Annotated in this window: 22 protein-coding genes; 8 read left to right on the top strand and 14 right to left on the bottom strand. The window is 56.9% G+C overall.

Going from position 1 to position 25,290, the window contains the following annotated elements:
- Positions 1-39: 39 nt before the first annotated feature.
- Positions 40-639 carry a hypothetical protein gene (locus ACTO3O_RS02280; protein ID WP_297625547.1) on the bottom strand — a complete coding sequence of 200 codons (600 nt, stop codon included), beginning with the start codon at positions 637-639 and terminating at the stop codon, positions 40-42.
- Here ACTO3O_RS02280 and ACTO3O_RS02275 point away from each other — a divergent pair.
- On the top strand, positions 620-1,042 hold the full coding sequence (locus ACTO3O_RS02275) for a hypothetical protein (RefSeq protein WP_297829389.1): 423 nt from the start codon (positions 620-622) through the stop codon (positions 1,040-1,042). The genes ACTO3O_RS02280 and ACTO3O_RS02275 overlap by 20 nt on opposite strands.
- Before the next feature lie 41 nt (positions 1,043-1,083).
- Positions 1,084-1,305, top strand: a complete 222-nt coding sequence (locus ACTO3O_RS02270) for a hypothetical protein (protein WP_298080805.1) — start codon at positions 1,084-1,086, stop codon at positions 1,303-1,305.
- A 179-nt stretch (positions 1,306-1,484) separates the two neighbouring features.
- Here the strand turns inward: ACTO3O_RS02270 and recA are convergent, their stop codons facing one another.
- Entirely contained in the window at positions 1,485-2,555 is a 1,071-nt protein-coding gene (recA, locus tag ACTO3O_RS02265; protein WP_294591307.1) for a recombinase RecA, read from the bottom strand.
- Between the two features lie 60 nt (positions 2,556-2,615).
- Here recA and ACTO3O_RS02260 point away from each other — a divergent pair, with 60 nt between their 5' ends.
- Positions 2,616-2,834, top strand: a complete 219-nt coding sequence (locus tag ACTO3O_RS02260) for a hypothetical protein (RefSeq protein ID WP_297829384.1) — start codon at positions 2,616-2,618, stop codon at positions 2,832-2,834.
- Here the strand turns inward: ACTO3O_RS02260 and bcp are convergent.
- From bcp to ACTO3O_RS02240, 4 genes are all read right to left on the bottom strand, one after another.
- Positions 2,810-3,319 carry a thioredoxin-dependent thiol peroxidase gene (gene bcp, locus ACTO3O_RS02255; protein WP_297829381.1) on the bottom strand — a complete coding sequence of 170 codons (510 nt, stop codon included), beginning with the start codon at positions 3,317-3,319 and terminating at the stop codon, positions 2,810-2,812. The genes ACTO3O_RS02260 and bcp overlap by 25 nt on opposite strands.
- 37 nt (positions 3,320-3,356) lie before the next feature.
- Positions 3,357-4,160, bottom strand: a complete 804-nt coding sequence (locus tag ACTO3O_RS02250; RefSeq protein WP_297829378.1) for an SDR family oxidoreductase — start codon at positions 4,158-4,160, stop codon at positions 3,357-3,359.
- A gap of 1,116 nt (positions 4,161-5,276) precedes the next feature.
- Complete coding sequence (locus ACTO3O_RS02245; protein WP_297830895.1) at positions 5,277-6,050, bottom strand: MBL fold metallo-hydrolase; 774 nt, start codon at positions 6,048-6,050, stop codon at positions 5,277-5,279.
- Between the two features lie 13 nt (positions 6,051-6,063).
- Positions 6,064-7,830: a phospho-sugar mutase gene (locus ACTO3O_RS02240; protein WP_297830893.1), complete on the bottom strand. Its 1,767-nt coding sequence runs from the start codon at positions 7,828-7,830 to the stop codon at positions 6,064-6,066.
- A 443-nt stretch (positions 7,831-8,273) separates the two neighbouring features.
- Here ACTO3O_RS02240 and dnaA point away from each other — a divergent pair, with 443 nt between their 5' ends.
- The gene (gene dnaA / locus ACTO3O_RS02235) at positions 8,274-9,683 is read left to right on the top strand and encodes a chromosomal replication initiator protein DnaA (RefSeq protein ID WP_297625524.1); all 1,410 of its coding nucleotides are present in this window, start codon (positions 8,274-8,276) and stop codon (positions 9,681-9,683) included.
- Between the two features lie 91 nt (positions 9,684-9,774).
- Here dnaA and ACTO3O_RS02230 read toward each other — a convergent pair whose 3' ends face one another.
- The 7 genes from ACTO3O_RS02230 to dnaE all read right to left on the bottom strand — a co-directional run bounded on the left by ACTO3O_RS02230 (position 9,775) and on the right by dnaE (position 20,527).
- Positions 9,775-10,611, bottom strand: coding sequence for a pentapeptide repeat-containing protein (locus ACTO3O_RS02230; protein WP_297830891.1), 837 nt, complete (start codon positions 10,609-10,611; stop codon positions 9,775-9,777).
- Between the two features lie 134 nt (positions 10,612-10,745).
- Positions 10,746-11,012, bottom strand: a complete 267-nt coding sequence (locus ACTO3O_RS02225; protein ID WP_482596401.1) for a hypothetical protein — start codon at positions 11,010-11,012, stop codon at positions 10,746-10,748.
- A gap of 93 nt (positions 11,013-11,105) precedes the next feature.
- A complete protein-coding gene (locus tag ACTO3O_RS02220) occupies positions 11,106-12,437 on the bottom strand; it encodes an alpha-amylase family glycosyl hydrolase (protein ID WP_297830889.1) in 1,332 nt (443 codons plus the stop codon).
- A gap of 1 nt (position 12,438) precedes the next feature.
- Positions 12,439-14,760: a family 65 glycosyl hydrolase domain-containing protein gene (locus tag ACTO3O_RS02215; protein WP_297830888.1), complete on the bottom strand. Its 2,322-nt coding sequence runs from the start codon at positions 14,758-14,760 to the stop codon at positions 12,439-12,441.
- Entirely contained in the window at positions 14,760-15,434 is a 675-nt protein-coding gene (pgmB, locus tag ACTO3O_RS02210) for a beta-phosphoglucomutase (protein WP_297830886.1), read from the bottom strand. Before pgmB ends, ACTO3O_RS02215 begins: the two co-directional genes overlap by 1 nt.
- Positions 15,435-16,481: 1,047 nt before the next feature.
- Positions 16,482-16,796 (bottom strand): thioredoxin, encoded by a 315-nt coding sequence (trxA, locus tag ACTO3O_RS02205; RefSeq protein ID WP_294593887.1) that lies wholly within the window; start codon positions 16,794-16,796, stop codon positions 16,482-16,484.
- Between the two features lie 74 nt (positions 16,797-16,870).
- The gene (dnaE, locus tag ACTO3O_RS02200) at positions 16,871-20,527 is read right to left on the bottom strand and encodes a DNA polymerase III subunit alpha (RefSeq protein ID WP_297830884.1); all 3,657 of its coding nucleotides are present in this window, start codon (positions 20,525-20,527) and stop codon (positions 16,871-16,873) included.
- 201 nt (positions 20,528-20,728) lie between these two features.
- Between dnaE and ACTO3O_RS02195 the strand changes: the two genes are divergently transcribed.
- Positions 20,729-20,878: a hypothetical protein gene (locus ACTO3O_RS02195; RefSeq protein ID WP_294593884.1), complete on the top strand. Its 150-nt coding sequence runs from the start codon at positions 20,729-20,731 to the stop codon at positions 20,876-20,878.
- A gap of 1,071 nt (positions 20,879-21,949) precedes the next feature.
- Here ACTO3O_RS02195 and ACTO3O_RS02190 read toward each other — a convergent pair.
- Positions 21,950-22,846, bottom strand: a complete 897-nt coding sequence (locus ACTO3O_RS02190) for a diaminopimelate dehydrogenase (protein ID WP_297831108.1) — start codon at positions 22,844-22,846, stop codon at positions 21,950-21,952.
- A gap of 118 nt (positions 22,847-22,964) precedes the next feature.
- Here ACTO3O_RS02190 and ACTO3O_RS02185 point away from each other — a divergent pair, with 118 nt between their 5' ends.
- The 3 genes from ACTO3O_RS02185 to ACTO3O_RS02175 are packed head-to-tail and all read left to right on the top strand — an operon-like array spanning position 22,965 to position 25,003.
- Positions 22,965-23,513: an IS1096 element passenger TnpR family protein gene (locus ACTO3O_RS02185; protein ID WP_365320717.1), complete on the top strand. Its 549-nt coding sequence runs from the start codon at positions 22,965-22,967 to the stop codon at positions 23,511-23,513.
- A gap of 4 nt (positions 23,514-23,517) precedes the next feature.
- Positions 23,518-24,414 carry a tRNA (adenosine(37)-N6)-dimethylallyltransferase MiaA gene (gene miaA, locus ACTO3O_RS02180; protein ID WP_297831105.1) on the top strand — a complete coding sequence of 299 codons (897 nt, stop codon included), beginning with the start codon at positions 23,518-23,520 and terminating at the stop codon, positions 24,412-24,414.
- Entirely contained in the window at positions 24,401-25,003 is a 603-nt protein-coding gene (locus ACTO3O_RS02175; RefSeq protein ID WP_297831103.1) for a M48 family metallopeptidase, read from the top strand. Before miaA ends, ACTO3O_RS02175 begins: the two co-directional genes overlap by 14 nt.
- Positions 25,004-25,290: the final 287 nt, after the last annotated feature.

Below are 25,290 nucleotides of genomic sequence, written 5' to 3'. Positions count from 1 at the left end.
CCTTAATTATATGCTCTTCGATGGAGTAATATTCTCGCTTTAGGCGCTCACGCCCATCGCCATACCTTTGTGAAACCGGGCGCCGCGTTGCGTTCTTCTCATCTCTTCCGGCAACACCACGTGCCGTTCGGCAAAGTTCAGACACCACTCCTGATAAGCGATAAAAGTTTCGAGATAGGCTCCCAGCGCAAATTTCAGGTCCAACGCCTTTTCCAAACGATCCGCCGAAGCCATCCCAGCCGCTGCAACCGGCCGATTATCAATCCCGGCAATAAAACTCAGAATCATTTGGCGATAAAGAAACCGCTGATACCCATCTGCTTCCCGTTCAGAATCCGCCAGAAAATCATACAGCACATCCAGTTTTTCATCATCCGGTTCGATGGCCTGCAACAACTCGGTCACCGCATCCGATTGTTCGCCGATCCGCTGCAACTGTTCCGCCGTAAAATGGGTCTGCGTCGCATATTTTCTGAGCATCGGCTCCAGCCGCCCGCAACTGTTCTCCACCGAACAACTGAAGAGATAGAATGCCCGATCGCCATCCCCCTGATTGAGATATTTGCTCGCTTCGGCGAGTTGTCTTTTTGCCTTTTTGATCAGCGTGTCGTTTGCCTGAGTGAAAACTGAAGAGCGCATATCGTATTCTGTTTTTATTTTTAATGATTGTTTTTCTCAGCAGCTCCCTGAGCCTGCCTGCAACTACATAAACAACTATTGTGCCATTCTCTGCATTCACACCGAACAAATACAAATAAAAATTCACAAATACCTGATTTACATTATTTTAAAATCACAAAAAATATTAATTTTTTCTATTCAGAACTACATTTCATCATTCTCATCCCCCGTTTTTCCCGCCCCGGGCTACCGCAGCAGCACTACGGGCGCGCTGGACGGCATCGGCAACGAGGGTTCGTCTTGGGCCGTCTCGGCGGCGGATATCCGGGGCAATAGGTTGGTATTCAATGTCGGCACGGTCGAGCCCGAGCGTCTCAGTTGGCGTGCCGGCGGTTATCCGTTGCGTTGCCTCTCGGAATAAACACGCCCATAGGGCGTTTTACCGGCAGCCTCTACCCCAAATTGAAACCGAGGCGGGCCGGTTCGAGCGCCGAACGGCGCGCCCCGGGCTTCCGCTATGCTTACTCAGGCGCGCTGCTCAGTGTCGGCCTCAGCGGATACAACTGGTCGTCCACAATCAGCAGCGTCAACGGCATGCACTTGGGACTCAGCGTACCGTGGCTCGTTCCCAGCGGCACGAACGGTCGTGGCTACGGTTTTCAGTTGTGTTGCCTCTCGGAATAAACAGGCCGCGGGCCAGCGGTGGGCAAATGACAGCCTCGGCCCCAAGAAAGTAGTAACGACCGCTTCGTCCCAACAACCACAGCCCACAAGCCTACACAACCAACATCCTGTAAGATTCAAGGGTGCGATTCTCTGTCAGAGAATCGCACCCTCGAATCTTCAAGAACATGAATAACAAACTACTTGTCCGCCTCCGCCAAAGCTGCACGCACCTTTTCTTCGATCTCCTGCGCCAGCTCCGCGTCTTCCATCAAAATCGCCTTGACCGCTTCGCGTCCCTGAGCCAACTTACGATCCCCGTACGAGAACCAGGAACCGCTCTTCTTGATGATATTGAACTCCACCCCCCAGTCGATCATTTCACCGATTTTGGAAATCCCCTCGCCGAAAACGATGTCGAACTCGGCCCGTCTGAACGGCGGCGCCATTTTGTTTTTCACGATTTTGACCTTCGTGCGATTCCCCATCGCCTCGTCGCCATCCTTGAGCGACGTCCCCTTGCGCACATCCACCCGAATCGACGAATAGAACTTCAAGGCATTCCCCCCCGTTGTCGTCTCCGGATTCCCGTACACCACCCCGATCTTATCACGCAACTGGTTGATAAAGATGCACAACGTATTGGTCTTACTGATACTCCCCGTCAGTTTACGCAGCGCCTGAGACATCAAACGCGCCTGCAACCCCACCTTCGCTTCTCCCATATCGCCTTCGATTTCCGACTTCGGCGTCAGCGCCGCCACCGAGTCGATGACGACGATATCGATCGCGCTCGACCGAATCAGGTGGTCGGCAATCTCCAACGCCTGTTCCCCATTATCCGGCTGCGAAATCAGGAGGTTATCGACGTCCACTCCCAGTTTTTCTGCATAAAAACGGTCGAAAGCGTGTTCCGCATCGATAAATGCGGCAATCCCGCCTGCCTTTTGCGCTTCGGCGATCGCATGGATCGCGAGCGTCGTCTTCCCCGACGATTCCGGCCCATAGATTTCCACGATCCGTCCCCGCGGATATCCCCCGATCCCCAAAGCGATGTCCAACCCGATCGACCCGGACGAGATTACGGGCACATCTTCGACCACATGGTCGCTCATCCGCATAATCGACCCTTTGCCGAAATCCTTCTCCAACTTATCCATCGCCGCCTGCAACACCTTGAGTTTCTCGGCCGGAATTTCCGGTCGTTTATTCCCTGCCGTCTTAGCTGCCGCCTTTGCCGGCGCCGCTGCTTTTTCTTTTTCTTCTGCCATTGTTCTTATTATGTAATTATCAACTATTTATTTTTCAGACAAAAAACATTGAGGTTATTTATGTTCTCTTTTGAAATATTCGATCGCTTTTCCGCCGCCCCGGGCTGCCGCAATCGGAATACGGGTATACTGAACGACGGCGGTCGTTACGGTTACAGCTGGATATCCTCGACGAACAGCACCCTCGGATTGAGCTTGCATTTCAGCGTGGACTGGATCGGCTCCAGCCTGGCTAACAGCCGCGGCTACGGTCTTCAGTTGCGTTGCCTCTCGGAATAAACAGACAGGAGAGGGCCCTCTTCGCCCTCCACCCACTCCAATATCTGTTCGAAATGGCGTTTGGTATCCACCTTTTCGAACACCTGCCCGATCACTCCGTCCGTACCGATCACAAAAGTCGTCCGAATCATCCCCATGTACGTTCTTCCCATAAAACGTTTCTCGCCCCACGTTCCGTATGCCTCCGCAATCGCATGGTCGGCATCCGCCAGCAAGGTGAACGGAAGCTGGTGTTTCTCTCTGAATTTCAGATGCGAGGCCACACTGTCCGCACTCACCCCCACGACAACGAACCCCCGTTTCGAAAGTTCGGCATAGCCGTCCCGGAGCGAGCACGCCTCGGCCGTACACCCCGGCGTATTGTCCTTCGGGTAAAAATAGAGGATAACCCGTTTCCCCTCCGCCAACAGGCCGGACAAAGATACAATATTCCCGTTCTGATCCGCCGCTTTGAAATCCGGCGCTTTATCTCCCGCTTTCAACATATTTTCTCGGTCTTCTATTATATCATCGTATGCTCGACTACTTAAAAGGCGAATCCGGTTCTTTCGCCATGTGCCGGTAATAGATCTTGTCCAGCAACCCCGGCACAAAAAATTTCAGAATCCGCGTTCCTTTGCCGTCGAAATCCATCAAGAGCGTCCGTTTCCGCCGACCGATCGCCTTGATGATCCGCCGCGCCGCCTCGTCCGCCGTCATCATCTTCCCCTCTTCGCGCGGCGACACTCCCTGCTGCGACCCGTCCGCCGTGAGCGCCGCAAACCGGACGTTCGACGCCGTAAAGCCCGGAGCCACGATCAAGACGTGCACTCCTTTCTTCAGGTTCTCGATCCGCACCGTCTCCAACAAGCCGTGCATTGCATATTTCGACGCCGAATAGCCCGTCCGTCCCGGCAGCCCGTGAAAACCGGCCACCGACGAAATCCCGACGATACTCCCCCGAGCGCATTGAATGTAAGGCAGTGCATATTTCGTACAATAAACCGCCCCCCAAAAGTTGGTATCCATCAACCTGCGCAGCACGTCCAAATCCACATCGTCGAACAAAGCGCGCATCGAAATACCGGCATTATTGACCAGCACATCGATCCTGCCGAATCGTTCCACGGCTCTATCGATCAACCGTCGGCAATCCTCCTCGCGCGTCACGTCGCACGCCACCGCCTCCCCTTCCGTGGGCAATCCGCTCACCACAGCTTCCAGTTTGTCCACCGTCCGCGCTCCGACAACCACGTGCGCTCCCAAAGCTGCGAACCGCCGGGCCAGAGCCTCTCCGATCCCCGACGACGCTCCTGTCACGACGACGACTTTGTTTTTGAAATCCATGTATCTCTTTGTTTTTCTGAAAAAATCGTATTTTCTCCGTTCCGTTTATTCCGAGAGGCAACGCAACTGAAAACCGTAGCCACGGTAGTCCGAATGGCTGGCGACGAGGTACGCCGCATGGAAATTCAAGTCCATACCGAGAATGCCGCTCGTGGCGGATGCCCAACAGCCCCCGTAGTTGCCGGCGCGCCCCAGCGTACCTTGAACGCCCGTGTGACCCGGTAGCCCGGGGCGTTTTGTTGGCAGCCTCATTGGGGGTTTCGGCCTTTGGCCCACCTCCGGAGCACACAGCCGAAACCGATAGTTGGTTGGTAAATGAGGCATTGCAGTTGCGACCCGTTGGGTCGCAAGAACTCCGCCACCAGCACCGCCCAAATCGGCCAAGTTCGGCCTGTCGCCCATCCCCCGAAGCCGCATAGCGGCTTGGGCGACAAAGTCGGCGACCTATGGGTCGCAAAAGCAACACACCATTCACCGCCCCATTCCGCAAGATTCATCCTCGACCTATAATAGTTCGCCGCCAGCGGTGAATGCAACGAGCTCCGACGAGTTGCAGCCCGCCGCGCGGGGTGGCAGCGAACTGCGCGACTCTGCGAGTCGCAAAAGCTCGGACAAATGCCCGGCCACCAGCACAGCTCAACTCACCACCCAAATTCCAGCCCAAAACTCGGCCCGGCGCGGCGGAAAAACCGAAATCGGTTTTCCCGCCTGAAGAACAAGCACAGCCCAAAGCAAAGCCCAGTTCTCCGCCCCGTGTCCGCCTTACTGCGGCTCCGCTGTCGCTCCGCCGCATTTTCGCGCGCCTTGCGCGATTCATCTATATTCGGCTCACCGCCGAAATAGTTGAATCGCTCCTTTAGGCGGGGCGTGCGGCTGCTTCAAAACAATAAAGGCCGCCTCTACCCCAATTCTCTGTTCGCGCGCCTGCGCGATTCAGCTATATTCGGCTACCGCCGAAATCGCGGAATCGCTTCTTTAGGCGACGGCGCGCGGTTTAGTTGGAGGGAACTGCGCTCAGGCCGCGCGGGCCCCACGTCCCGTGGACGGGCGAAACTGCGTTTCGCTGTGGCAGCCTCTACCCAACAGGATGGAGCTGCACTCAAGCCACACACAAAATCACGCCCTGACCGTCAGCCCGTCATAAGCCAGAAACACCCCCTTCGGCAGCTCCCGGCTCACCTGTTCATAAAACCCCAACTGATGCGAAACATGGGTCAGATAAGCCCGCCCCGGCTTCGCAGCCTCGATCACCGCCAACGCCTCGTCGAGCGTAAAATGCGAGAGATGCGATTCCCTACGCAACGCATTGACCACCAAGATATCCACCCCCCTGAACTTTTCGATCTCCTCCGGTTCAATCGCATTCATATCCGTCAGATAACAGATATTCCCGATCCGATACCCCAATACCGGCAACCGATAGTGCATCCCCCGCACCGGCATCACCCGCACCCCGTGCACATCGAACGCCTCGTCCGTCGAGCGAATCGAATGCAAAACCACCTCCGGCACCCCCGGATACTTCGGCTCCGCGAAAGCATAGTCGAACACCCGCCGCAGCGTCTCCTCCACCCGCGGTTCGCACCAGACATCCACCGCCCGTCCCATCGCATAGTTGAACCCCCGCACATCGTCCATCCCTCCCACATGATCCATATGCCCGTGCGTATAGAGGATCGCCTCGATCCCCGCCACCCCGGCCCGGAGCATCTGATACCTGAAATCCGGCCCCGTATCGATCACGATCCGCGCCCCGTTCTCCGCCGTCACCAGCACCGACGACCGCAGCCGCCGATCCCGCCGATCCGACGAGACACAAACCCCGCAGCGGCATCCGATCATCGGCACCCCCTGCGAGGTGCCGGTGCCCAGAAAAGTCAGTTCCGTCATGAGTGGGAAAGTGTCAGACCAGCTTCAACTCCCGTTTGATGCGTTCGATCTTCTCGCCCAGCTGCGCATTCACCGCATCATAAGCCGCTACATCCGCGAGCGGCTCCCGCACCCCGAAGTAGAACTTGATCTTCGGTTCCGTACCGCTCGGCCGCACCGAAACGATCGTCGAATCCTCGGTCACGAACTGCAACACGTCCGACTTCGGCAGATGATCCATCGCCTCCCTCACGCCATTGACAATTTTATACTGCCCCTGGTAATCACGCACCTCGACCACCCGGGAACCCGCCAGCGAAGTCGGCGGAGTCGCTCTGAAATCCGCCATCATCTGCCGAATCTCCTCCTGTCCCTCCTTCCCCTTGCGCACCACCGACACCAGCCCCTCTTTGAAGAAACCGTACTTCACGTAAATCGCCTTCAGCAAATCCAGCAGCGATCCCTTCCCCGTATGTTTCGCCCACGCCGCACACTCGGCCACCATCGACGCACTCGCCACCGCATCCTTGTCTCGCACCGAATCCCCCACCAAGTAGCCGTAGCTCTCCTCGCCCCCGCCGATAAACTGCTTCTTGCCCTCGTTTTCGCGAATCACCGCCGCGATGAACTTGAAGCCCGTCAGCACATCATAGCACTCCACCCCGAACGAAGCCGCAATCCGGGCTATCAATTCCGTGGTCACCACCGTCTTCACCACAAACTCCTTTCCCCCGTTCGGATGCAACCGCCCCAGCTCCTTCCACCGCTCCAGCAGATAATAGGTGAGCAACGTCCCCGTCTGGTTCCCATTGAGCAACAGCATCCCGCCCCCGTCTTCCGAAGACTGCCGCACCGCAATCCCGATCCGGTCGGCATCCGGGTCGGTCGCGATCACCAGATCGGCCCCCGTCTCGTCCGCCTTGGCCAGCGCCAGCTTCAGCGCCGACGGCTCCTCCGGATTGGGCGACACCACGGTCGGGAAATTCCCGTCATTCACGTCCTGTTCCGGCACATGGATCACATTTTCGAACCCGTACCGCGCCAGAGACTCCGGCACCAGCCGCACCCCCGTCCCGTGAATCGGCGTATAGACAATCCCCATCCCTTTATTGGCCCGCACCGCCTCCGGCGACACCGACAACCCCGCGATCATATCCAGATAAGCCTTATCCACCTCGTCGCCGATCATCACGATACGCCCCCCGGCCGCCTCCGCTCCCGAGAATTTGACCTGCGACACGTCCGAGATTTTATTCACCTCGTTGATGATATTCTTATCATGCGGCGCAATCACCTGCGCCCCGTCGTTCCAATAGGCCTTATACCCGTTGTACTCCTTCGGATTGTGCGACGCCGTCACCACCACACCGCTCATACACCCCAAATAGCGGATCGCGAAACTGAGCTCCGGCGTCGGCCGCAGCGCGTCGAACAGATAGACCGTAAAGCCATTGGCAGCAAAGACATCCGCCGTGGTCTTGGCAAACAGGTCGCTGTTGTTCCGACAGTCATGCGCCACCGCCACCTTGATTTCCTGTCCCGGGAAAGACTTTTTCAGGTAGTTCGCCAGCCCCTGCGTCGCCATCCCCACCGTATAGACATTCATCCGATTCGTCCCCACCCCCATAATCCCACGCAAACCGCCCGTTCCGAACTCCAGCGTCCGATAGAACGACTCCGTCAACTCCTTCGGGTCGTTTTCCATCATCCGGCGCACCTCCGCCTTGGTCGCCTCGTCGAATCCGCCGTCGAGCCACTGCTGTGCCCGTTCGATCACCGTTTTGTCTACCTGATTTTCCATAATATCGTGGGTTTAAAAATTCTTCGTTTTCGCTCGAAACCTCCCCTTAGCTCCCTACAAATTTAGCGTTTTTCTCCGAACCCGCAACCCCCGGTTCGAAAACCCTTTTCGCCCCCGAAATCCACCCCGAACCGTCGCCGCCCCGGCCGCCATTTTTTCGCCGTCTCCCAATGCGCTGAAGACCAAAAAGAAAAGAATTTAAAAATCAAACAATAGAATGATTTTCAGTCGAATAAAATTTTTACATCTACAAAAAATTCACCCACCAATCCTTAAATCGGCTATTACCAAACGGTTGTCGAAAAGGCCGAAACGGGCATAATCAAACATTCAAAAAAAACAACTCCCGGATGTTTTTTTTATTCCGATTTATTACTCACTTTTGCACTGCTGAAAGGGGAAATTTCCCTGTTCGGAAAGACCTGTTTTTTCACTCATCACTCATGGCTTCGGGCGAGATTTTAGAAGAGCGGTATCACGCCATTTGGCAACATTGTCTGAGTCTGATCAAGCGTCAGACCTCGGACGATGAGTTCGTCAAATGGTTCAAGCCGATGGTTCCGTTGAGCTTCGACGGAGAGAATCTCCGTGTGCGGGTGCCGGATCAGGGCCATGTGCGGTATATCGAGCAGAACTACATCTCGATGCTGCGACCGATTATCCGCGAAGAGTTCGGGGTGAAAACCAGGCTGCACTACGCCATTCCCACCGCCCATCCGAAAGGACAACAGGGGACGGGGAATAGTAGCAACGCATCTTTATATAGTCAGACCGACACCTCGACGATCAAGAACCCGTTTATTATTCCGGGGATCAAACGCGAGACGGTCGATCCGCAACTCAATCCGGAACTGACCTTCGAAAACCATATCGAAGGAGACTGCAACCGGCTGGCCAGATCGGCGGGGATATCCATTAGCGTGGCGCCGGGGAAGACTTCGTTCAACCCGCTCTTTATCTACGGGGGGTCGGGTCTCGGGAAGACCCATATCGCACAGGCGATCGGATGGGCCATCAAAGAACGGGATCAGGAGTGCAAGGTGCTTTATGTCAGCGCAAACCGGTTCCAGAGCCAGTTCCAGACCGCGGCTTGGCGGGGGGAACTCAACGACTTCATCCAGTTCTACCAGATGATCGACGTGCTGATTATCGACGACATTCAGGAACTCGCAGGGAAGCCGGGGACGCAAAATATCTTCTTCAACATATTCAGTCATCTCAGGATGCTGGGAAAACAGCTGATTCTCACTTCGGATCGGCCGCCGGTGGAGTTGACGGATATCGAAGAACGGCTGATTACCAGATTCAAATGGGGATTGTCGGCACAGCTTACCGTGCCGGATACGGCCACTAAAATCGAAATCATCCGCCACAAGTGCGGACGGATGGGACTGGAGGTGGACGAGGAGGTGATTCACTTTTTGGCGCAGAACATCAAAGCCAATGTGCGGGAGATCGAAGGGGCTTTGACCTCGTTGGAAGCGCATTCGCGCTTGCTCGGGAAGCAGATTACGCTGGAGCTGACCAAAAATGTGATGCGGGACATCGTGAAGATCGAGACGAGGGAGATTACGGTGGATTCCATTATCGAATTGACCTGCTCTACATTGAAAATCGACAAGTCTGTACTTTTGTCGGCACAACGCACACGCGAGGTGGCGCAGGCGAGACAGATTGCCATGTACCTCTGCAAACGGCATACGAAGACCCCACTCTCCGGGATTGGATTGGCTTTGGGAGGAAAGAACCATGCCACGGTTTTGCATGCCTGCAAAACGATTCCGAACTTGATCGAGACGGACAAGATTATCCGGCAACAGGTCGAAGAGATCGAACGGGTTCTGTTACGGTGATCGATTCCGCATTTATTACGCGAATCAGTCTATATCTTTGAGACAACAAAATATTCAGGATTTTGTTGTCTTTTTTACAGACCGGCACACGCTATTCCACGCCCGCCATCGCCGGTAATTTTTCCCCATCGAGCAACACCCAATCGGCACAATCCCAAATCAACCGGATCGTCCGCTCCTGAAAACCCAACGAGTCGCTCAGCTCCTCCAGATTGATCAAATACGTTCTCTGCCTCTCATCTCTGGCAAAAATTTCCCAAAATCTTTTCAATTCCTCACCCTCCACGGATCTGCTCTCCGCCTGCCCGATCAGACTATCGCACCGGGTCCGAAAATCCGAAAAATAGGCATACACACCCCTCTTCGGCCACCCAACTCCATCCAATCCGACACCTCCGCCAAAGCGTACACCCCGCAACACAGCCTCTTCAAACGAGACGCCCTCCATACGATCGCTCTCTCCTCCTCGCGTCGCCTCGCCGACACCGAACACGCAGTTCGCAACCTCTCCCATAAAAACAACATCCCTAAAATACGACCACCCGAAATCCACTCCCTCGAAATCACAATTGACAAACCTACAATCAATAAACGTACACCGTCCAACCTCCCGCAGTTTCACCTCTTGAAACAGACAGTGTTCATACACGGATGGCTTCCGCCCGCTCCCCATGCCGAACTCCGCCAATCTCGTCCGCACAAAATCGCACCACTCGAACCGACACCCATACGCATGCACCTCGGTTAAATCCGCCTCCGTAAAGTCGCATTCACTGAACGTCTTGTTCCGCCATCGTTCGCTCCGTCCCCCACGACTGAAATCAGCCCCTCGAAACTGACACACCATAACCGCATCAAAAGAACGACCGATTTTTACCTCTTTCCCCTCAAAATCTCCCATCCATATCTTCTGACAATCCGACTTCATATTCCTTTCCGATATTTTTTATTTCTATCAAATTTCTCTTTTGGCACGAGGTTTGTATCTAATCGGGTAACGCTTCAACTCACCGGTCTGGAAGAGCCAACACGACCTTCTCACCGATGGCAAGTAAGCACATATTACACTTCTTCATAGTAAAACACGATCGCGCCTGCGCAAGCAATCGCCGAATGTGTGGTACAATGAAAGCCAAAAGGGGATTCAAACATCCCCTTTTTTATTTTTTTAATCCTTCGATTATTTGTGTCTACCCGGATAGAACCGTACCTTTCTTGAAAGAAAGGTACCCAAAGAACTTTTGCAGAGGTCGTCCCGGTGGGACGACCACGGTTTTTTTGGTTCTTTTTGTTCACAACCGACGCTGCCAGCGAGAGCAATGCAAACATAGTTTGCAAATTGCCGAGCGGCGAGGAGGAAAACGAGCGCAGCGAAGTTAAAAAGAACAGTACCCTCAAGGGCAAGTACAGATAATCGAACGGTTACAGATAATAGACAAAGAAGCCCCACGGCGGGAGATAGAAATGCGAATGGTCACGCAACTCCGCCAGCGAAGAAGAGCCCATCTGCCGGAACGAACCGTTGAAATCTTCATCGTAGACCTCGAAATCCGCGTGTTCCGCAGAAAGATTGAAGAGCCCCATCACCAGCGAATCCCCCACCCTTCGTTTGATCGACAAAACTCTGTTCGACAACGAATTATCCATCGCATACACATCTCCCCCCTCCATTCCGCCCCGCAAAGCCGCCTGAGAATGCCGCAAAGCATTCAACTCCTGATAGAAAGCCGTCCACCCGCCTCCAAGAGCCGACCAATCGACACCATCCTTATCGAAGAAAGCCAGCGAGCGATCCGAACCCGCCTCCTGCCCGTTGTAGATAAGCGGCATGCCCGGCAACAGGTAAGTCAGCGCCGCCATCATCCGCACCGACTCCCCGAAGCGTTGAAATTCAGATCCGTTCCACGAATTTTCGTCGTGATTCGACGTAAATCGCATCCGCAGAGCTGCCGGCGGATACAGCTCCGCCTCGTATTGCAGCCTCCCCCGCAACGCCGACGCCGGTTCCGGCACCTTGCCCTGTGCGATATCCACCATCAAATGGTGCACCTCCCACGAATAAGTCGCATCGAACGCCACCCGGTGAAAATCCGGCCCCTCCGCCTCCGCCAACATGAACAACCCGCGCGACTGCGCATCCATAAACGCCTCCAGCTCAGGCACACACGCCTCCCAAAACGCCAACGGTTCGAGCATCGCCATATCCACCCGGAAACCGTCGATCGCCGTCTCGCGCAGCCAGAACAGCATCGCCTCCGTCATCCCCCGCCGCATCGCCGGAGAGTCGTAGTCCAGCTGCGCCGTATCCGTCCAGTCGTACGGCGTAGCGATCTCCCCCGTCTCCGGATCGCGCTTGTACCACTCCGGATGCTCCGTCACCCACACCGCATCCCGCGACGTATGATTCGGCACCCAGTCCAAAATGATCCGCATCCCCGCCTCGTGGATGGCCTCCACCAACGCCCGGAACTCCTCGAACGTCCCGAACTCCGGATTCACCGCACAATAATCCCGAATCGAATAGTAACTGCCCAGCGTCCCTTTCCGCCGCTCCTCGCCGATCGGGTAGATCGGCATCAGCCACAAAATATCGACCCCCAAATTCCTGAGCCGCGGCAACTGCGCCCGCACCGCCCCGAACGTCCCATCCGGAGAGAACTGCCGCACATTCAATTCATAGATCACCGCCTCCGAAGCCCACTCCGGATGCCGTTTGCACGCCGGCGGCTGACAACGATACAACAACTGCCCCATTCTATCCGATTTTTATTGTAATTTCTTCCTTTCCAATTTTATACCAATCCCCGCCGATCACCGTTTCCGCCTCCACACCATTTTCCGAAGAGACCGCCACCTCGCCCGCCGCCACGCGAATCGCCAGAATCGCCCCCCGGTAATGCAGCCGAAACGCCAGCGAACTCCACCCCTCCGGCAATTTAGGCGCAATATGCAGCCTTCCGTCGCATCCGACCCGCACCCCGCCGAACCCCTCGACCACCGAGAGCCACGACCCCGCCATACTCGTGATATGCAGCCCCTCGTGCACCTCTCGGTTATAGTCGTCCAAATCCAACCGTGTCGTCCGCAGGTACAATTCATACGCCTTTTCGGCGCGCCCCGTCAGAGAGGCCAGAATGGAGTGCACGCACGGCGACAGCGACGATTCATGCACCGTCCGTGGCTCGTAGAAGTCGAAATTTCGCGCAATCACCTCCCTGTCGAAAAACTCCTGAAAGAAATACAACCCCTGAAGCACATCCGCCTGCTTGATGAAACAGCTCCGCAGAATCCGATCCCACGACCAGTGCTGGTTGATCGGACGTTCGCTCACAGGAATATCCTCCGCCATCACCTGCTCCTTGTCCATATAGCCCTCCTGTTGCAGGAATATCCCCTCCTTATCCACCGGCGATTCCGGCCATACCGGCAAAAACATCCCCTCCGCCACCTCCGCCCACCGCGCCAACTCGGCCGCCGAAACCGCCGCCGCCCGGTGTTTCGGATCACGGGACGCGACATACCCCACCGCATCAATCGCATATTTCAAGCACCACGCCGCCAAGTAGTTGGTATACCAGTTGTTGTTGACATTATTCTCATACTCGTTCGGCCCCGTCACCCCCAGAATCACGAATCTCCCCTTCGGTTCCGACCACGTAGCCCGCTGAGCCCAGAACCGCGCAATCCCAACCAAAACTTCCGCCCCGCCTTCGAAAAGATAGTCCTGCCGCCCCGTATAGCAACAGAAATTGTAGATCGCATAGGCAATCGCCCCGTTCCGGTGAATCTCCTCGAAGGTGATCTCCCACTCGTTGTGACACTCCTCGCCCGTCATCGTCACCATCGGATAGAGCGCCGCCCCGCCCGAAAATCCCAGCTTGCGGGCATTCTCGATCGCCTGCGGCAGCTGTTTGTAGCGATACAGAAGCAGCTGTCGCGCCACCTCCTCGCCGCACGTCGCCAGGTAGAACGGCAGACAGTACGCCTCCGTATCCCAATAGGTACTCCCGCCGTACTTCTCGCCCGTAAACCCTTTCGGCCCGACGTTCAAGCGACTGTCCCGCCCCGTATAGGTCTGAAGCAGCTGGAAAATGCAGAACCGGATTCCCTGTTGCGCCCGCTCGTCGCCGCCGATCACCACATCGCACCCCTCCCACCGTTCCGCCCAAGCCGCCTCGTGCACCATCAAAACCGCCTCAAACCCCTGTTCAAGAGCCCGTTGCGCCACTCCGCACGCCACATCGGCCAGTTCCCCAGCCGGATGATTGAGCGAAGAAGTCACCCCCACAAACTTCTGAACGACAACCGATTGCCCCGCCGACAAAACCGCTTCGAAACGCTCCGCCACCCGCTCTCCCGCCGATAAATTTTCGCCGGTCAGCCTCCGATCCGCACCAGAGACCGCCACCCGCTGCCCCCAACACACCTCGAATCCCGTCTTCCGCGTCCGCATCGTCAACGCACGAGCGTCCCGATCCAAAGACGAGAGTTCCCAGAATTTTTCGTCGTAGTTGGCATCCTCGTTCCGCACATCGCCCTCGACAAACGCCGTCGCCGCCACTGCCAAATTATCCCCCGACAGCAATGTCAGTTTATAAGATACCGCTCCCAACTCCGGTTCCGCCATCGAGACGAGCCTCCTCGCCTCCACCGCCACCCACACGCCGCTCTTCGGCAGCACCACCGTAAACTCCCGCGTCAACAGCCCCCGCCGCATATCCAGTTCGCGCCGAAAATCGCCGACCACCGCCCCCGGAGCCGCCAAATCCAGCCGCTCGCCACCTATATATAGATCCACTCCCGGCCAGAACGCCGAGTTGAGCACCTTGGCAAAGTACTCCGGATAGCCGTTCTTCCACCACCCCACCCGCGTCTTGTCCGGATAGTACACCCCACCGATATAGTTCCCCTGCAAGGACTCTCCGCTGAAAAACTCCTCGAAATTGGCCCGTCCGCCCATCGCCCCGTTCCCCACGCTGAAAAGACTCTCCGACGCCCGACACGCCCGCCCGTCGGCGGCGTCGAACCCTGTCTCGACGATCCGCCACGGATCAATTTCCAATCTGCGCTCTCCCATTACCGTAACGTATTAATCTGATTTTTAATATCCTCCCACGAAATCCCCGCAAATCCCGGCACCACTCGATCGGCCCCGCGCAAAATTTCCGGCGAGCCGATCCCGACACAGTGCATCCCACCCGCACGCGCCGCCTCGATCCCCGCCTCGGCATCCTCGAATACGACGCACTCCGCCGCAGGAATCCCGCCCAGCATCGAAGCGCAGGTCAGAAAGACCTCCGGATCGGGTTTCGTCCGCTGCACCATCGTCCCGTCCACCACCGCATCGAACAGCGCTCCGATCTTCAGCCGATCGAGTATGATGACTGTATTTTTGCTGGCCGACCCCAGCGCCGTCCGCATCCCGTCCGCCCGCACCTGCTCCAGAAAAGAGAGCACGCCGGGCAAGATTTCCCGCGGTGTCATCCGCGAGATATATTCCACATACCATCCGTTTTTTCTCGCCGCCATCTCCTCTTTCCTAGCCTCGGAGAAAGCATCGGGCCCGAAACCGCCCACCTCCAACAGGATATCGAGCGACCGCATCCGACTGACCCCCTTGAGCCGTTCATTATCCGCCTCGGTGAAGTCGAAGCCCAGCTCCTCGGCCAGACGCCGCCAGGCGAGATAATGGTATTTCGCCGTATCGACGATCACACCGTCCAGATCGAAAATCACTCCTCGTATGTTCATATTCGGTTGTTCTGAATCTCCCTTGGGTCAAATATAGGAATTTTTAGACGGAATCTCACCTCCCCAGTCCGCCCCGGGCTTCCGCGACGCAGGCAGCAATGGGCGATTGGGCACTCCAATGAGCGTCGGTAATTACGGAACAAGTTGGATGTCGGCCGTTCGAGATATCAGCGGAATGTTTCTGGACTTTTATTCACAACGTCTTGCTCCCAGCGGCATGACTCATCGGGCCAACGGTTTTCAGTTGCGTTGCCTCTCGGAATAAACGGTGCCACTCGCACTCGAAAGATGGCCGGGGTACTTTCATCGGAGTTTTATATGGGCCGAAGCCTGCGGGGGCGCAACTAAATCTGCAAAGTGCAATTATCTTAGCGGGTCGAAGCCTGCGGGGCCAAAAGCAACGTTAGTTGCGGGCCTCCGCGGCGGGAGGCTGCGGCCCGCGCGACCCAAAGGGTCGCAGGAGCTCAGTCCATTCGTCCTCGGCGGCCTCCTCGTGCCGGTGCCTTCGGGCACTCCGATTGGGCAGTCTCTACCCCAACATACAGCTCGCCGCCAGCGGAGAGTGCAACGAGCCCCGTCGAGTTGCAGTCCGCCGCATGGGGTGGCGGCGAACTGCGCGGCTCTGTGAGCCGCAAAAGCTCGGCCCAAAGCACCGCCCCGTGTCGGCCTCACTGCGGCTCCGCTTTCGCTCCGCCACTTTTTCGCGCACCTGCGCGATTCATCTATAATTCGGCTCACGCCGAAATAGCTGAATCGCTTCTTTAGGCAGGGCGCGCGTCTGGTCACTGCCCCGGATAGAACTGTTCCTTTTGTTCACAAAAGGAACCAGAAAAACTTTAGACGGATGCTGACGCATCCTCAAGCTGCCGATGGTACAATTCTTTGTCCGCGCGCGGTGGGCAAAAGGCCGCCGCTACCGGAACCAAACGCCCAAAGTATCACCAACCCAACCCGCCACACGAAACAGTACCACAATAAAAAAGTTCTCCTGCCGAACCTTTAAGGTTCGGCGGGAGAACTGCAATCATTCCGCTAAACAGGCAATCGCTACAACAACTTATTGAGCTTTTCCGCCAACGCCGCTTTGGTCGTCGCCCCCACCTGCTTGTCCACCACCTGACCTCCTTTGACGAAAATAATCGTTGGAATGTTCCGGATAGCGAACTGCGCTGCAATCGCGTCATTCGAATCCACATCGCACTTCCCGATGATCGCCTTTCCGGCATATTCCGTCGCCAGCTCCTCCACGATCGGCCCCACCATCCGACACGGCCCGCACCACTCGGCCCAAAAATCGATCACCACCGGCTTGTCCGACGCCATCACCTCCTGAAAATTGCCCGAATTGATTTCCAATGCCATAACAAATTGAGTTTTAGTAGTTTTTAATAGTGTAAGAATTCAAAATCCATGCCACAAAAAGCGCACAAATCTAATCAATTTATCCGGTATTTGAAACCGTAATCGTCCAGCAGCCCCGTCACCTTGGCGCTCAGTTCGATCTTGGGCGCACGGGTACGCAACGCTACCCTGACTCCCGTCTCCGGGTCGAAAATATGGAACAACAACGAGACCGGCCCCGCCGCCATAGCCGCCGTGCTCGACAAATCCGTGATGAACCCCGTCGAAAGCTCCTTCACCGGTACCGTCACCACCAGCTCCCGAATGTCGCTCTCCATCACCTCCGCGAGGCTCTTCATGCTCTTGATCACGATCTCCATCTCGCCCTGCCGGAAACGGCTCGGTTGTACCCGCCCCTTGATCAGGATGGAGTTCTGCTCGAAACAGAACGAATGGAACGTCTCCCAATCCTTGCTCCAGAGCGTAAAGGTATAGCTCCCGCTGAAATCCTCGACCGTGAACCGTCCGTACGGCTTCCCCGTCTTCGTCGTCAGGTACTGCGCCGAAGTGACCATCCCCGCCACCGAAAAATCCCGATCCCTCAACGCCATCAGATCGCTCAAATCGCTCACCGCATTGGAACAATACTTCTCGATCAGAATCCGGTAGTCGTCCAGCGGATGCGACGAGAGATAGATCCCCACCACCTCTCGTTCCCTCTCCAGCATTTCGAGTTTGCCCCACGTCTCGGCCGACGGAATCTCCGGTTTCTGGACCATCACCCCCGACATCATATCGCCGAAGAGACTGTTCTGCTTCTGCGCGCGCTCGGCCTGCACCAAACTCCCGTACCGAATCAGCGACTCGATAAACGAAGCTCCCTTGCTATCCTGTGCGAAAAACTGGCTCCGGTGGAACGACGCGATCGAATCCAACGCTCCCGCCAACGCCAGACACTCGATATTCTTCTTATTGACCGTCTGGAGGTTGACCCGTTCGACGAAATCGAAAATATCCTTGAAATCCCCATGGGCATTCCGTTCTTCGAGAATCGCCTGAACCGCGTTTTCGCCCAGCCCCTTGATCCCTCCCAACCCGAAACGGATATTCTGCTCGCTGTCCACCGAGAAACGGTGCCGGCTCTTATTGACATCCGGCCCCTTGACCGGCGCCCCCATCCGTTTGCACTCGTCCATAAAGAAGCTGATCTTCTTGATATCCGACAGGTTCCGGCTCAAGAGGGCCGCCATAAACTCCGCCGGATAGTGCGCCTTGAGGTAGGCCGTCTGGTACGACACATAGGCATAACACGTGGAGTGCGACTTGTTGAAGGCATACGACGCGAACGCCTCCCAGTCCGTCCAGATCTTCTCGCACACCGTCCGGTCGTGTCCGTGCGCCACCGCCCCGTCCAGGAAGTCGCCCTTCATCTTGTCCAGCACATCCTTCTTTTTCTTCCCCATCGCCTTCCGGAGCGTATCGGCCTGTCCCTTCGTAAACCCGGCCAGCTTCTGCGACAGAAGCATCACCTGTTCCTGATAGACCGTAATCCCGTACGTATCTTCCAGATATTCCGCCATATCCGGCAAGTCGTAGGCAATGGCCTCCCGCCCGTGCTTCCGGGCGATGAAGTTCGGGATGTACTCCATCGGCCCCGGCCGATACAAGGCGTTCATCGCGATCAAGTCCTCGAACCGGTTGGGTTGCAACGCCCGGAGGTGCTTCTTCATCCCCGGCGACTCGAACTGGAACAGCCCGGTGGTCTCCCCGTTGGAATAGAGTTCGAAGGTCTTCTTGTCATTCAGCGGAATCGCGTCGATATCGATGTCGATCCCCTTGGACTCCCGCACGTTCTCCACCGCATCCTTAATAATCGACAAGGTCTTGAGCCCCAGAAAGTCCATCTTGATCAGCCCGGCATCCTCCACCAAACTCCCCTCGTACTGCACCACAAAGAGCTCCGCATCCTTGGCTGTGGAAATCGGAGCGAATTTTTCGAGGTCGTCCTGCCCGATGATAATGCCGCAGGCATGCACTCCGGTCTGCCGCACCGACCCCTCCAGTTTTTCGGCATAGCGCAGCGTATCCCTCACCAACGGATTCTCCGACTCGCGTTCCGCCGCCAACTCCGGCACCTCCTTGTAAGCCTTTTCGAGCGTCGTCCCCGGCTTTTCCGGCACCATCTTCGACAGCCGGTCGCTCTCCTGCAACGGCAGCTTCTGCACCCGCGCCACATCTTTGATGGAAGACTTCGCCGCCATCGTCCCGAAGGTGATGATATGCGCCACCCGCTTCTGTCCGTACTTCTGCACCACATAGTGCATCACATCCTCGCGCCCGTCTTCGTCGAAGTCGATATCGATATCGGGCAGCGAAATCCGCTCCGGATTGAGGAAACGCTCGAACAGCAAGTCGTATGCGATCGGGTCGATATTGGTGATTTTCAAGCAGTACGCCACCACAGACCCCGCCGCAGAGCCACGCCCCGGCCCCACCGAAACCCCGATTTCCCTCGCCGCCCGGATAAAGTCCCACACGATCAGAAAGTAGCCCGGAAACCCCATCCACTCGATCGTCTTGAGTTCGAAATCGATCCGTTCTCTGATCGCCTCCGTCAATTTATCTCCCGGATACCGCCGTTCCGCCCCCTGCCATACGATATACCGCAGGTACAAATACTGCCGCGCCGTCAAAAGCAGCTCCGCCACCTGTTCGTCGATCGCTCCGATCTCCTGCTCCGAAGCGCAGGCGTCGACGCGCGCCTGCATCGCCTGAAGCTCCTCCGGTTTATCCTTATATATCTTTCCGAGCCCCACCGCGATCGACTCCTTGAGCGGCGCCAGCTCCACCACGAAGTCGTCCGGCAAGAGGAAGTTCGGCATGTACGGCTTGTGACTCAGCGAATACTCCTCGATTTTGTCCACAATCTCCTGCGTCGTCGCGAGCGCCTCCGGATGATCCGGAAACAGGGCCGCCATCTCCTCATAACTCTTGAGGTACTCCTGCCCCGTATAGCGCATCCGCTGCGGGTCGTCCAAATCCCGCCCCGTGCTGAGGCAGATCAACCGGTCGTGCGCCGCCGCATCCTCCGCCAAAATGTAGTGGACGTCGTTCGTGGCGATGTATTTGATTCTGTACTTCTCGGCCAGTTTCAACAGCACTTTATTGACCATCACCTGATGGTCGTAGACCTTCTCATCCCGTGTCGGATCGCCGGTTTTGTGGGCCTGCAACTCCAGGTAGTAATCCTCGCCGAACAACTCCCTGAACCACCGCACCGCCTCATCGGCCCCCGCCATATCTCCCCGCATGATGAGCTGCGGAATCTCGCCTCCCAGACAGGCCGAGCAGCAGATAATCCCCTCGTGGTACTTTTCGAGCAGTTCCTTGTCGATCCGCGGATTGTAGTAGAACCCTTCCGTCCACGCATACGACACCAGTTTGATCAGATTATGGTATCCCTCCAGATTCTTGGCCAGCAGGATGAGGTGGTGCCCGCTTCTGTCCTCCTTATCGGTCTTTTCGAACCGGTTCCGCGCAGCCACGTAGACCTCGCACCCGAGAATCGGTTTGATCCCGGCCGCTTTCGCTGCCCCATGAAACTCCTTCACGCCGAACATATTCCCGTGGTCGGTGATGGCCAACGCTCCCATCCCCAGCTCTTTGGCCCGGGCGAGCAGCTTTTTGATAGCCGCAGCGCCGTCCAGAATGGAATATTGCGTATGTACATGAAGATGAGTAAATTCCGACATTGAAAGCGATCTTTTTTCTCTTGCGAGGGGTGTTTACAAAGATAACCTTTTCCGCGACGCCACAACCGAGGGGAAGAGAAAAAAATCCGTTTCGGCCGGGGTGAAAAATCCGCTTTTCGCTCAGCGTCACCTCTCTGCGTTTCCTGCGTCCGTTTCGCCCCGGGCTACCGCGACGGAGGTTACAATGGCATTTACGGGGCATTGGGCGGCATCGGCGGCGAAGGCACCACCTGGTCTGCATCCACAAACAGCTCGAATGGTGTACGTTTATATTTCGATGTCATGATCCTCAATTCCAACACCTCGCATCACCGCAGTTACGGTTTTCTGTTGCGTTGCCTCTCGGAATAAACGCCGCGGGCCTGCGGTGGGCAAGGGGCTGGAACTACCCCAATATTAGGAAGCCTCTACCTTATTTTGAGTTAAATCCTGCGGTTCGAAGAACCGCGCGGGCCGGACGCCTCCCCCTCGGGAGGCCCGCAACGTTCGCAGGCTCACTGCGTGCTCCCGGGCGTCCGACCCCACCGAAACAATATCCCATGTACCGGCTAAAATGTCGAGAGCGGCCTGTCGCCCATCTCCATTCTGCGAAGTTCGTCCTCGGCGCGCCCCCACGCTCCGCTAATGCGTCGTCCTCGCCGAGGACGGCGACCTAAAGGTCGCACAAGCATCGCCCAAAGCCCGGCCAAAAGCAAAGCCCAAAGCACCGCCCAACCCACAGCCCCATGCTCGGCCCAACGCGGCGGGAAAACCGCAACCGGTTTTCCCGCCCCAAGAACAGGCAAAGCCCAAAGCTCGCCCCAGTTCTCCGCCCCGTGTCGACCTCACTGCGGCTCCGCTGTCGCTCCGCCGGTGCCGCTCGGCACTCGAAAGATGGCCCGGTCTACTTCTAAACGTCGCCCGCTGGGATTTCATCTCGATTTTGCTCACCGCAAAACGAGCGAAATCCCTCTTTAAGCGGGCGGGCGACGGAGTTTCCGCGCGCCTTGGGAAATCTTGTCAAAACACGCAAGCGAGTTTTGACGATTTCCCTCCTAAGGCGGGGCGCGCGGGAAAACTTTATTCGCGCGCCTCCGCGATTCATCTATAATTCGGCTCACGCCGAAATAGCTGAATCGCTTCTTTTGGCGTCGGCGCGCGTCTGGTCATTGTCCCGGCTGGAACTGTTCTCTTTGTGAACAAAGAGAACCAGAAAACCGACGCTGCAACCGAGTGCCATCAAACTTGTTTGAATGGCCGAGATGCCAGGAGGAAGGCGAAGCCAAACTTTAGACGGATGCTGACGCATCCTCAAGCTGCCGACGCCCCAAAATCGCAAGACAGCCTCCACCCCACGCATCATCTAAAGTAACTGCCACCCCCACAAAAGAAACAGCCCGGAACGACCGAAGTCGCCCCGGGCTGAAAAAACTCTTCCCCAGACTATACCAGCCGCCGCACCAACTCCTCACGATCGCCATACAGATAGTCGATCAACGGAATCTCGATCATCGTATACGCCCCCGGTTTCTGGAGCAGCGACGCCCGCGCCGAACCCACCATAATCTGAGCCGTCAGCGCCGGATTGTTGATACTCATATTGAACTCGAACCGCTGATTCGGCGTACAGCCCGACACCCCCTTGCGCGTCAGGTTCACCCCATGCCCCATGTCCAGCAGCGCATCCACCGACTCCACCTGCATCACATGCGTTTCGTCGTGCACGAAATAGGGATCCGCCTTGATCGCCGCCGCCACCTTCGCAAAATCATGCCCCTCTTCGACCTCGATATAGACCATCCGGCGATGAATCCCCGTTCCCGTCGGAATCGTCATCGACAACGCCGCCTTGACCCCCTCGATCGCCTTGACCGCCACCGTGTGCCCCATGCTCATCCCCGGCCCGAAGTTCGTATAAGTCAGCCCCTTCGGCGCACACACCTCCATCAGCGCCCGCACCATCGAATCCGTCCCCGGATCCCACCCCGCCGAGAGCACCGCCACCGACCCGCTGCGCCGGGCCGCCGTGTCCAGCGCCCGCCGCGTCGAGACGATCTCCGTGTGGATATCGAAACTGTCCACCGTATTGATTCCCAACGCCAGCGCCCGTTCGGCATACGCCTGCGCACTGCGGCTCGGCGTACAGAGAATCGCCACCTGTACATCCTTCAGCGCCTCCAGCTCGCTCACCACCGGATACCCCGCCAGCTCGACCGGCACATTCGACGCATCGCGCCGCACCACGCCCGCCACCTCGAAATCCGGCGCCGTCTGCAACGCATCCAGCACATACCGCCCGATATTTCCGTATCCGACAATGGCCGCTCTTATCTTTTTCATAGTCCTTCGTGATTTAGATTTTCCAAGGTGCAAAGAAAGCGAATCCGCCCCGTTTCTCCATGCTCCGAAGCGCAAAAAAAGTTATCTTTGAGTCGGACAAAACTCCCGACCCATGTCTATGATCTTCAAATTCAGGATGCTCAGCGACGAAGCCGACGACTTCGTGCGCGACTACGAAGTGCCCTACGATATGAACCTGGCCGATTTCCACACCTACGTGCGCGAATCGGTCGGTTACAGCCCGGCCGAAATGGCCTCGATCTTCACCTCGGACGCCGAGTGGGACAAACTGCGCGAATTCACCTCCGTCGATATGGGGTTAGAGGGCGAAGAGGAGGGTTTCGCCGTTCCGCTGCCGATGGAACGCGTCAGCCTGGGCCAGATCGTCCGCGAGAAGTTCGGCCGGCTGATCTATGTATTCGACATCTTCGCCGAGCGGCAATTCTTCATCGAACTGATCGAGAGCAAGTTCGCAGAAGAGGGGGTGGCGTATCCGCGGATAGCGGCCTCCGCGGGCGAACCGCCGGCCCAGCAGCAAAAGAACGATCCCGCCATATTTTCCGAACGGGACGACTTGGCCGACGACCATTCGATTTTCGACGAAGCGATGGACGAATTCGGCGAATTCGAGGGGGACGACACTTATGACGACGAATACGCATACTAATCGTATGGATCATACGAATCGCCTGATCGTCATCCAGGGGCCGACAGGCGTGGGCAAGAGCGCCGCAGGGGTCGTTCTGGGGCGACACTACGGCGCACCCGTCGTTTCGGCCGACTCGCGGCAGGTCTATCGGGAGATGGCGATCGGCACCGCCGTCCCTTCGCTGGCGGAACGGGAGGGCGTACCGCACTACTTCATTCAAAACAAGAGCATTCACGAGCCTTTTACGGCGGGGGACTACGAGCGAGAAGCCTTGGCCTTGCTCGACAACGAACTTTTTCCGAACACGCCGGACGTTTTGCTGGTGGGCGGTTCGGGACTCTATGTGAACGCCTTGTTGGAGGGGTTCGACGACTTGCCGGAGTCCGACCCGACTTTGCGGGCGGAGCTTACGGCCATGCCGTTGGCCGCGCTGCTGGAGGAGCTGGAACGGAGCGATCCGGCCTATTATGCCGTTGTCGATCGACAGAATCCGCAGCGGGTGATCCGCGCCGTCGAGGTGTGTCGACTCAGCGGACGACCGTACTCGACCTTACGAAGCGGGGTAGTCAAACAGAGAAATTTCACCCCTGTTAAAATAGGGATCGACCTGCCGCGCGAAGAGTTGTACGCCCGCATCGACCGGCGGGTGGAGCAGATGGTTTCGGACGGACTGGTGGCCGAAGCGGAGCGGCTATACCCCGATCGCCATTTATCCGCCCTGCAAACTGTGGGTTATCGGGAGCTGTTCAACCATTTCGACGGCCGGTGTTCGTTGGCCGAGGCGGTGGAGCTGATCCAGCGCAATACGCGCCGGTATGCCAAACGGCAACTGACCTGGCTGCGGCGCGATCCGCAGATCCGCTGGTTCGGGCCGACCGACACGGAAGCTATGACAGCGTATATCGATGGGAATCTTTAAGATATGGATTTGGGGCCGTTCGGCCTCCTCGCGCCGGAGCTCCCGCCGACCGGTCGCAACGGGAGAAACGGGAGGAACGCCGCTCCACTCGGTTCGGCGTCGATACCTGCTGTTCGGCGAGAGCTACGGCGTCGTACTGCACCGTGAAGCAACCCGAAATTCACTGAAAATCAAAGACAACAATTTCCACCTCTCTCTCCACCCGGCCACACGCGAAAATTTCGAGGAGTTTATGCTGAACTGGTACCGTCGTCAGGCCCGGAAGAGTTTTCAGGCTGCCGTCGACCGCTGGTTGCCCTTGTTCCGTGCCGCCGGGCATGCCATCGCCCCGCCTCGTCTGAAAATCTTCGTCATGCGGCGGGCCTGGGGACGCTGCTACTACACCAAAGGGCTGATCACGCTGAACCTGCATCTGGTCAAGACGCCGCAGGCGTGTATCGACTATATCGTGCTGCACGAGTTGTGCCACTTTGTGGTGAGCAACCACTCGCAGGCCTTTTACCGGCTGGTGGAATCCTTTCTGCCGGGGTGGCGCGAGTCGGATGCGCAGTTAAAGGCTTTCGCCCGCGAACAGCGGATTATCCGATAACCGTTCGTCCCTCTTCTTCCGCCGCTCCGGGCTACCGCGCTCGGGGTACGGGTGCACTGGACTACATCGGCCACAGCGGATTCAGCCAGTCTTCGTCAGTTAATGGAAATAGCAGCATATTCTTATACTTTTACCCGCAGAACCTCCACACCAGCAATCCGGATGGCCATGCCTACGGTTTTCAGTTGCGTTGCCTCTCGGAATAAACGGACGCTAAGCGTCTTTTAATGGCCGTGTACCCCCCAAGCAACCGGCCGCTTTTCCCCAGTTTTACTGACACAGCCGCA

It is taken from the genome of Rikenella sp., assembly GCF_056799795.1.
Note: the sequence above shows the minus strand (reverse complement) of the source record. Positions and strands in the feature narration are given on the sequence as shown.